This is a genomic window from Mesorhizobium sp. B2-1-3A, assembly GCF_006442655.1.
Classification (GTDB): Bacteria; Pseudomonadota; Alphaproteobacteria; order Rhizobiales; family Rhizobiaceae; genus Mesorhizobium.
In genome coordinates this window covers 197,064-206,088 of the sequence record NZ_VFWK01000009.1, presented here as the reverse complement: position 1 = coordinate 206,088, position 9,025 = coordinate 197,064, and the positions used below count along the sequence as shown (strand labels likewise).

Genomic DNA, 9,025 nt, shown 5'->3' with positions numbered 1-9,025 from the left:
TTTGGTAAGTATGACGACCGACAGTCTCAGCCTGACCCTCGCTGCGCTTGCAGACCCGACGCGGCGCGCCATCCTGGCGCGGTTGTCGCGCGGCGAGGCTTCGGTGACGGAGCTGGCGGAGCCCTTTGCCATGAGCTTTCCGGCGGTGTCGAAGCATCTCAAGGTGCTGGAGCGTGCCGGCCTTGTGGTGCGCGGCCGCGACGCGCAATTCCGGCCGCGCCGCCTGCAGCCGGAGCCACTGCGCGAGATCGACGCGTGGCTGGAATCCTATCGCGTGCTGTGGGACGGGCGGTTCGATCGGCTCGAAACCTATCTGCAGGCTTTGCAAAAGGGAGATCCCGACGGCAGCCATAGCTGAAGCCGCCGGCCCATTCAAAGAGGGGAAAAAAGTGACAGATCAGTCGATAGACCTTCCGTCCGACGACCCGGCGATCATCATCACCAGGACGTTCGATGCGCCGCGCGCCCTGATATTCAAGCTGTTTACCGATCCCTATCATCTGGTGCGGTTCTGGGGGCCGGAAGGATCGAGCTACCCGGTCTGCCAGATGGATGTGCGGCCGGGTGGCGAATGGCGCCTGACCATGCGTTTCGCCGACGGCAGCGAGTATCCGACCAACAGCGTCTATCTCGAGATTGCCCCGCCGGAGCGGATCGTCTACCGCGACGCGCCGCTCGACCGCAGCCAATGGCAGGACAGCCTGCCCGCGCCCAACATGGTGACAACCATCGTGTTCGAGGATTTCGGCGGCGGGACGCGGATCGTCGCCACTATCCGCGCCAACTCCATCGCCGCCCGGGACATGGCGGTGAAGATGGGCTTTGGCCAGATGGTGATGGCGAGCTACGCGCGCCTGGAGGCCTATCTCAAGACGCTTTGAACGAAGCGCGGTCCCGATGTCGCGTCGAGGGCCGCCGCACCGGACAGCAAAAAGAATCCGTGGCGTGTCGGGTCATCGTCCCGCCGCGCGTCCTTGGATCGACCTTCGCCAAGAAGGCCGGCGCCTGAACCTGAATCACCGGAGGGAACATCAATGAGCATTTCCGAAGTTGCACCCGTTTCGACTGGCGCCCTGTGGACCGGCCGCGTGCTCAGCGGCATCATCGTGCTGTTCATGATCTTCGACGGCGCCATCAAATTGCCGCCGCTCGACATCGTCACCCAGACGATGGTGCCTCTTGGCTGGCCGGCAGATCCGAACGTCGCGCGCATGCTCGGCGTCATCGGCCTGATCGCGACGGCGCTCTACGCCTGGCCGCGCACTTCGGTGCTCGGCGCCATCCTGCTCACCGCCTATATGGGCGGCGCCATCGCAACCAAGCTGCGCATCGACAGCCCGCTGTTCTCGCACACGCTGTTCGGCGTCTATCTCGGTGTCATCCTGTGGGCGGGACTGTTCCTGCGCGACCCCAGGCTGCGCGCATTGCTCCCGTTCAGCCGATAGTCTCACTGTTTTGACGCAATCCCTGGAGAAAGCGCTATGCGCTTTCCCGGGAAAACCGCTTCACACTTTTCTACTTTAGGGAGAGAAAAATGTTCAGCACCATCCTCATCATTCTGCTCGTCATCATCGCCGCCGTCCTCATCTATGCCGCGACGCGGCCCAATGATTTCGTTACCACCCGCACCGCCACCATCAAGGCCCCGCCGGAAGCGCTCTTCCCGCTGATCAATGATTTCAGCCGCTGGCCGGCATGGTCGCCTTACGAAAAGCTCGACCCCGACATGAAGCGAACGCTCTCCGGCGCGCAAAGCGGGAGGGGTGCCGTTTATGCCTGGGAAGGCAATGGCAAGGCCGGCAAGGGGCGCATGGAGATCGTCAACTCAGTGCCGTCCTCGCTGGTGTCGCTCAAGCTCGATTTCGAGAAGCCGTTCCGGGCCAGCAACAGCGTCGACTTCACCTTGACGCCTTCGGGCGATAACACCGCCGTCAGCTGGGCCATGCGCGGCAGCCGCCCCTTCATCGCCAAGCTGATGGGCCTGTTCATGAATTTCGACACGCTGATCGGCAGGGATTTCGAGGCCGGGCTCGCCAATTTGAAGCGTCTCAGCGAGGCATGATCGGCGTGGGACGAACTGCTCGCTCGACCGAGCATGGTCGAGATCGTCATTGTCCTCGGGATCAAATCAGCCGTCTGAGAGTTAAGGACTCGGCGGCGAGACGGCGATCCGCGTGTGAGAGGAACGAAAATGAAGAAAATCCTGACTATTCTGGTGTTGGCGACGGCGCTCGGTGCGTGCTCGCAGACGGAACAAGGCGCCGCGGTAGGCGGCCTTGGTGGCGCCGCGATCGGCGCAGCCGTGGCCGGCGATCCGGTCCAGGGCGCAGTCGTCGGAGGCGCGGTTGGCGCCGTTGCCGGCGCCCTGATCGGCCATGCCAGCGAACGCGGCCAATGCCGCTATCGCGACCGTCACGGCCGTGTCTATGTAGACCGCTGCCCGCGCGGCTATTGACCGGCGCTGGACTGTAGCCGGCAAAACGGCGGGCAACAGGCCCGCCGTTTCTACAGCAGTTCCAGGATGGCCTGCCACGCGTCACGGCCGAGATGCGCATCGGCAAGATCATTGCCGCCATGTGCGTGCGAGCCCGACCGTGGCGTGGTTTCACCCGGCAGCAGGATGCGGTGGCCCGCGCCGGGGGCGCAAACGAGGCGCGTGGCCTTTCCGGCATCCTTTCGGCGCCGGACAATCGACCGGGCAAAATCCAGCGATGGCCACAGTGCGTCATCGCCGCCCGCGACCAGCACAATCTCCGCCGAAATGGCCTCGACGGGAATGGCGGCCCTGTCTGCCTCCTGCCTGAAGCTTGTCAGGCATTGCTCGAAAAGCCCCCTGTAGGACACAAGGCCATCGACACGGCTCGAGTTCCAATGCGGGTCGGTTGGAACGAACGGGAGTGGAATCCCCTTGAGCGTCCATGAAGAGCGCTCGGGCCAGCCCATGCCGTCGCGGCCCGGCCCGATATTTCCCCAAACCACCGATGTCGGGCTGATCGCAGCCACGGCATCGATGCGCGGGTCATGAGCCGCCGCAAGCAAGGATGCTTCGGCGCCTTTCGAGGTGCCGACATAGACGATGCGGCGGCAGCCCAACCCGACAAGGCAGTCCGTTGCCGCGAAAAACGTCTCGAGAGGGATTTCGCAGATGCCAGGAACCTGGCCTTCGCCGCCGAACCACTGGAGCGCGAGCGCGGATGCCCCTTCCCTGGTAAACAGTCCTGCGCGAGCGGCATCGATACGACCGCTCGATCCGCTCAACACAACGACACCCGTCGTGGCATCAGCGCATCGCAACAGCGTTCCGGCAACGCCACCGGACAGGATTTCTTCCGTGACTGCCTGTTCGCCCATCCGCTCCGCCAGCCTGAATGCCATGGCATTGCCGGACAATAGCAAAACGGCGGGCACAGGCCCGCCGTTTCGTCGATGCGATGAAGCAATATTTATTCGGCCGTGGCGGCTTCCGCCTCGGCCGGAGCTGCTGCAGCGGCGGCAACCGCGGCGGCGGCGTCTTCCTGCGCCTTCTTCAGAAGGGCCGCGCGCTCCTGGGCCTTCTTGCCCGGCTCCGCCTTCTTCGGGTTGGAGCGGGCGTCGCGCTTGGCAAGGCCGGCCTCGTCGAGGAAGCGCAGCACGCGGTCAGTCGGCTGGGCGCCGTGCGACAGCCAATGCTTGACGCGGTCGGCGTCAACCTTGACGCGCTCGCCGTCCTTCGGCAGCAGCGGATTCCACGAGCCGAGCGACTCGATGAACCGGCCGTCACGCGGCGAACGGGCGTCGGCAACGACGACGTGGTAGTAAGGACGCTTCTTCGAGCCCGCACGGGCCAGTCTGATCTTCAGTGCCATTTCTTTTCTCCTAAAAGCTCTGATTTCGTTTGATTGGATTTAGCTGAGATTTCTCAGCCGGTTTTCGTCACGCCGTTGGCTGCGGCGATCTGTTCGTGGTGGCGGATCACTTCGCGGACGACGAAGTTGAGGAACTTCTCCGCGAAATCGGGGTCGAGATGCGCGTCCTTGGCCAACTGGCGAAGACGGGCGATCTGCTGCTGTTCGCGCGCCGGGTCGGCCGGCGGCAGGCCATGCTCGGCCTTGAGCACGCCGACCGCCTTGGTGCAGCGGAAGCGCTCGGCCAACATGTGGATGAGGGCGGCATCGATGTTGTCGATCGAGGCGCGATAGCCGGCCAGGATGGTGCGGGCGTCGGCCATGTCCTTTTCTTCATTCATCCGTATTCTCACTTCTTCTTGCCAAGGCCCGGCAGTCCGCCTCCGCCGAGGCCGGGAAGCCCCGGAAGTTTCATGCCGCCGGGAAGGCCGGGCAGGCCGCCACCGGGAAGACCCCCAGGCAGGCCTTTCATGCCGCCGAGGCCCGCGGCCTGCGCCTGCTTCTGCAAGGCTTCCAACTGCTTGGGATCCATCTTCGACAGATCGGGCATGCCGCCGCCCATCATACCCCCTGGGCCGCCGGGCATCATGCCGCCAAGGCCCATCTTGGAGGCGAGGCCGCCCATCATGCCGCGCATCAGGCCGCCGCCTTTGCCCTTGCCGCCCATCGCCTTCATCATGTCGGCCATGCCGCGATGCATCTTCAGGAGCTTGTTGATCTCGGCCGCGTCGGTGCCGGAACCGGCGGCGATGCGCTTCTTGCGCGAGTGTTTGAGCATATCCGGATTGGCGCGCTCGGCCTTGGTCATCGAGGAGATGATGGCGAGCTGGCGGCCGAACATCTTGTCGTCGAGGCCGGCGGCGGCCATCTGGTCCTTCATCTTGCCCATGCCGGGCATCATGCCCATGATGCCGCCCATGCCGCCCATCTTCGACATCTGCTGAAGCTGCTGGGCGAGGTCGTTCAGGTCGAACTTGCCCGACTGCATCTTCTTGGCCATCGCCGCCGCCTGCTCGGCGTCGATGTTCTCGGCGGCCTTTTCGACGAGCGAGACAATGTCGCCCATGCCGAGGATGCGGTCGGCGATGCGCTTGGGGTGGAATTCCTCCAGCCCGTCCATCTTTTCGCCGGTGCCGATCAGCTTGATCGGCTTGCCGGTGACGGCACGCATGGAAAGCGCCGCACCGCCACGACCATCGCCGTCCATGCGGGTCAGCACAAGGCCCGTGATGCCGACACGGTCGTCGAAGCTCTTCGCCAGATTGACGGCGTCCTGGCCGGTCAGCGAATCCGCCACCAGCAGGATTTCGTGTGGGCTCGACACCTTCTTGATGTCGGCCATCTCGACCATCAGCGGCTCGTCGATATGAGTGCGGCCGGCGGTGTCGAGGATGACGACGTCGTGGCCGCCGAGCTTGGCCGCCTGCACGGCGCGCTTGGCGATATCGACCGGGTTCTGGCCGGCAATGATCGGCAGCGTCGCGACCTTGACCTGCTCGCCAAGCTGGCGCAGCTGCTCCTGCGCGGCGGGACGCCGCGTGTCGAGCGAGGCCATCAGAACCTTCTTGTTCTGCCGCTCGGTCAGCCGCTTGGCGATCTTGGCCGAGGTGGTCGTCTTGCCGGAGCCCTGCAGGCCCACCATCATGATGACGACGGGCGCCGGCGCATTGAGGTCGATGGCGACGCCTTCGGCGCCCAGCATGTCGACCAGCTCGTCATGGACGATCTTGACGACCATCTGGCCGGGCTTGATCGACTTGAGCACCGCGGCGCCGACGGCCTTCTCGCGGACCTTGTCGGTGAAGGAGCGCACCACTTCCAGTGCCACGTCGGCCTCGAGCAACGCACGGCGCACCTCGCGCAGTGCCGCCGAGACATCCGCCTCCGACAACGCGCCGCGGCCGGTCAGGCCGTTCAGGATGGAGCCAAGGCGCTCCTGCAGCGATTCAAACATCTTGCGTCCTTCGATCTCGGTTCATTCGACCCGAGAGGTAATGCGTTCACGCCAACTGTCCAAGCAAAAGCAAAGCCCAAAACCAAAAAGCACCCGGGGGCGCATTGCGCTGCCGGGTGTTGGCCTCCAGGATCTCTTTATAGCACCCGCCTCAAAGAGGCTTCGGCGTCCTGGTCGGCTTGCTCGGAGGGATACTCGTCGCGGAATTCGAGGCGTGTAGACAGGAAATCGGCCGCAGAGTCAAGACAAGGGCCAGATCGCGCCGTTCCTCGCGCCCCGATCAGCCTGCCTTCGCACCGCTCGGGAGCTCGGCCGTGACCTTCAGCGGCGAGCGGCGGTGCAGCAGCAGCACGATCGTCAGCAGGCTGCAGGCGATGCCGATAAGGGCGATGAGAATGGCATCCGACGTCATCCAGCCGGGGCCTTCGAGCGGCCTCGCGATGAACAGGGCGAAGGAGTTGTAGCTCTCCTGGTGCGAGATCAGCAGGAAGCCGGCCAGATTGTTGCCGAGATGGGCGCCCAGCGCCGCACCGAGGTTGCCCGTGACATAGACCACGAGCGTCAGAAGCAGCGCGAAAGCCGCGATCGAGACCAGCACGCAAGCGTTGATGGCAAGCGACGAAGCGCTGCTCCAGTGCAGCGAGGTGAACAGCAGGCCCGGCAGCAGCGCCCAGATGAGCGGGCTCCTGAACCGGTTGGCCAGGCCACGCAGCAGGTAGCCGCGAAACAGCACCTCCTCCGACGAGGTCTGCAGCAGGGTGAGCGCGACGATCGGAATCAGAAACAGCAGCCAGGAAGACAGGCTGATCGTGCCGCGCGCGATCTCCGGCTGCAGCAAATAAAGCAGGATTTCGGACAGAGCCGAGGTGATCAGCACCGCGACCAGTCCCTTGAGGAAGTCCGGCCAGGAGACGCGCCGGCTGACGCCAAGCAGCGCCGACAGCGGTTCGCCATGCACCCATCGCATGGCGATCCACAGGCCGATCCAGATGCCGGCGAAGGAGGCGAGGGCGCTGAGGATGCCGATCGGCGAGGCGAGGAAATCCTGCATGCCGGACGGCGAAGCAGCCGCCTGCCAGGCGAAGTAGGCATAGGTGCCGCCGAACAGCACGGCCGCGGTGGTGACGGCCCAGAGCAGGACGACGATCAGCGTTCCGAGGAAGAGACGCAGCAAGGTCGTCCTGGCGTTCGGCGAGTGCCGGTAGCGTTCGAAGGCAGTGTCGTCGATCTTCACGCTGAGCCCCTCGCCCGAATCCATCGCCTCTGATCTAGCCGATGGCCTCGGAAATCGGAATTGCTATTCGTCAGGGTTCAATGCGCGAACAAACACCGCGCGGCACCCAGGCGCCGCGCGGGTAGGAACGGCTATTCCGTTTGTTGCCAGCAGCCGCGATCGCGACCGCCGGCTTCCATCAACGCACCACGTACATGATGCGCCGTGTCTGGGGATCGATCAGCGCCGGCTGGCCGTTCACATAGACATAGCGGTAGTTGTAGTCGGGAATTTCGCGCAGCTCGACTGTGTCGGGCAAGGTGGCGCCGGTCACCACCTCGCCGTCGAGATAGACGGGGTCGAGGCGATGCGTATCGACATAGGTGCGCACTTCGGCCGGAGGCGGGGGAAAGGCGTCCTCGACCGGCTCGCCGGCGACGATCGCCCCGGTATAGTCGGTCGAATAGTCGCCGATGTCTTTCGGCGGCGAGACGACAGCGACGCTGGAGCCGTGCGGACGCTGCGTCAGCACCACCCGGCTGCCGCTGAAATCGGCCGTGACATAGTCGGAATAGACCCAGCCCTGGCCGCCGGCTTCGGCAATGGTGCACCATTTGCTGTTTTCGATGCAGCCATTGAGCGTCGCCGACTGGCCGGCGGCGAGCACGCCGATGACAGGATATTGCGGGCCGGGTCCGGCGCGCACGTTGAGATCGGTGACGGCCGAGACGGCAGTGTCGGCAAAGGCGGCACCCGACATCACGGTCATCATCCCGGCGATTGTGGGAAACAATAGGGATTTCATGGTTTCTCTCCGTTTTCATGGTCCCTCGGCGGTGAAAACGGGGCAGTCGCGCATGCGTTCCGGCTAAAACGCCTGCGCCGCCTCACGATTTGTTCCCGCACCTTTCGGCAGGCCGGTCAAAAGGTCGTGAACGAAAGCCAGTTTTCGCGCCGTCACGTCCGAAATGACGAAGGGATAGAGGTCGGGCAGACCCATGCAGCGGTTGATCGAGTTGGAGGCTTCCGACAGCACCAGCCAGCGCGCAAGGATCTTGTCGAAGGGCTCGGGCGTGTTGGCGGGTTCCGAAGGGGCCGCCTGCAGTTCGCCGCCCGTGTCGCCCCGCGGCAAATCGTTGGCTTCCACCGTCTCAAGCCGGCCGAGCGGGAAGTTCAGCGCATGGACCATCTCCAGCGTGTCGGTGATGTGCAGGTGGTGAGCCCAGGTTTCGGCCCAGTCCTCCCAGGGATGCGAAGTGGCGTAGGCCGAGATGTGGTCTTGCTGCCAGTCGGGCGCAGCACCGTTGGCGTAGTAAGTCTTCAACGCCTGTTCGTAATCGGTGCGCTCGTCACCGAACAAGGCGCGGAAAGCATCCAGACTGCGTGGATCGTCGCGGATCAGGCGGTCCCAGTAGTAGTGGCCGAGTTCATGGCGGAAATGGCCGAGCAGCGTTCGATAGTTCTCACCCATCTCGACGCGACGCTTCTCGCGCTCGGCGGAGTCGGCCTCGGCGACATTGAGCGTGATCAGGCCATTGTCATGGCCGGTGAGGATGCGTTCGCCACCGGGCCCGCCGCCGATCGGATCGGCGAGGAAGTCGAAGGCGAGGCCGGCCTCGTCCGTGGGCGCCTGCTTGGGCGCCACCGGCAGGCCGAAGGCGAGCAGCGAATAGATGGCTCGCTTCTTCGCCGCTTCGACCCGGATCCAGCGGCGGCGGTTGCCGTCGACGGAGAGATCGGGGATCAGCTGGTTCAGCCCGCAGGCACGGCAAAAGACCTGCCCCGGCTCGGCCATCCAGTTGCAGGCGCATTCATCGGCATTGGTACACTGAAAAGTGCCGTCCGCCCCCGACAGGGCAAAGCGGGCATGCTCGGGATCGTAGAGCACGAGGCTCCCGCAGTTCAGGCACTGCGCGTTCTCGAAATAGAGACGGTGGCCGCAATGCGGGCAGTCGAAGAGTTTCATGTCTGTCT

12 protein-coding genes are annotated in these 9,025 nt (G+C 64.4%); 5 read left to right on the top strand and 7 right to left on the bottom strand.

Annotated features, from left to right (window positions below):
* Positions 1-10 precede the first annotated feature (10 nt).
* The 5 genes from FJ977_RS31880 (at position 11) to FJ977_RS31860 (ending at position 2,455) form a co-directional block, all read left to right on the top strand.
* On the top strand, positions 11-358 hold the full coding sequence (locus FJ977_RS31880) for a metalloregulator ArsR/SmtB family transcription factor (RefSeq protein ID WP_140776167.1): 348 nt from the start codon (positions 11-13) through the stop codon (positions 356-358).
* A gap of 31 nt (positions 359-389) precedes the next feature.
* On the top strand, positions 390-881 hold the full coding sequence (locus FJ977_RS31875; RefSeq protein WP_181180126.1) for an SRPBCC domain-containing protein: 492 nt from the start codon (positions 390-392) through the stop codon (positions 879-881).
* Positions 882-1,034: 153 nt separating this feature from the next.
* Positions 1,035-1,445, top strand: a complete 411-nt coding sequence (locus tag FJ977_RS31870; protein ID WP_140776163.1) for a DoxX family protein — start codon at positions 1,035-1,037, stop codon at positions 1,443-1,445.
* 89 nt (positions 1,446-1,534) lie between these two features.
* Positions 1,535-2,062, top strand: coding sequence for an SRPBCC family protein (locus FJ977_RS31865; RefSeq protein WP_140776161.1), 528 nt, complete (start codon positions 1,535-1,537; stop codon positions 2,060-2,062).
* A 129-nt stretch (positions 2,063-2,191) separates the two neighbouring features.
* Positions 2,192-2,455, top strand: a complete 264-nt coding sequence (locus FJ977_RS31860; RefSeq protein WP_140776159.1) for a glycine zipper domain-containing protein — start codon at positions 2,192-2,194, stop codon at positions 2,453-2,455.
* 50 nt (positions 2,456-2,505) lie between these two features.
* Here the strand turns inward: FJ977_RS31860 and FJ977_RS31855 are convergent, their stop codons facing one another.
* From FJ977_RS31855 to FJ977_RS31825, 7 genes are all read right to left on the bottom strand, one after another.
* A complete protein-coding gene (locus tag FJ977_RS31855) occupies positions 2,506-3,351 on the bottom strand; it encodes an acyl-CoA thioester hydrolase/BAAT C-terminal domain-containing protein (RefSeq protein ID WP_140776444.1) in 846 nt (281 codons plus the stop codon).
* Positions 3,352-3,443: 92 nt separating this feature from the next.
* Entirely contained in the window at positions 3,444-3,845 is a 402-nt protein-coding gene (gene rpsP, locus FJ977_RS31850) for a 30S ribosomal protein S16 (RefSeq protein ID WP_010912392.1), read from the bottom strand.
* 53 nt (positions 3,846-3,898) lie between these two features.
* Positions 3,899-4,225 carry a chorismate mutase gene (locus FJ977_RS31845; RefSeq protein WP_019862096.1) on the bottom strand — a complete coding sequence of 109 codons (327 nt, stop codon included), beginning with the start codon at positions 4,223-4,225 and terminating at the stop codon, positions 3,899-3,901.
* An 8-nt stretch (positions 4,226-4,233) separates the two neighbouring features.
* On the bottom strand, positions 4,234-5,838 hold the full coding sequence (ffh, locus tag FJ977_RS31840; RefSeq protein ID WP_140776157.1) for a signal recognition particle protein: 1,605 nt from the start codon (positions 5,836-5,838) through the stop codon (positions 4,234-4,236).
* 280 nt (positions 5,839-6,118) lie between these two features.
* Positions 6,119-7,072: a type II CAAX endopeptidase family protein gene (locus FJ977_RS31835; RefSeq protein WP_140776155.1), complete on the bottom strand. Its 954-nt coding sequence runs from the start codon at positions 7,070-7,072 to the stop codon at positions 6,119-6,121.
* 178 nt (positions 7,073-7,250) lie between these two features.
* A complete protein-coding gene (locus FJ977_RS31830) occupies positions 7,251-7,856 on the bottom strand; it encodes a DUF1236 domain-containing protein (RefSeq protein ID WP_140776153.1) in 606 nt (201 codons plus the stop codon).
* A gap of 63 nt (positions 7,857-7,919) precedes the next feature.
* Positions 7,920-9,017: a putative zinc-binding metallopeptidase gene (locus FJ977_RS31825; protein ID WP_140776151.1), complete on the bottom strand. Its 1,098-nt coding sequence runs from the start codon at positions 9,015-9,017 to the stop codon at positions 7,920-7,922.
* Positions 9,018-9,025 lie beyond the last annotated feature (8 nt).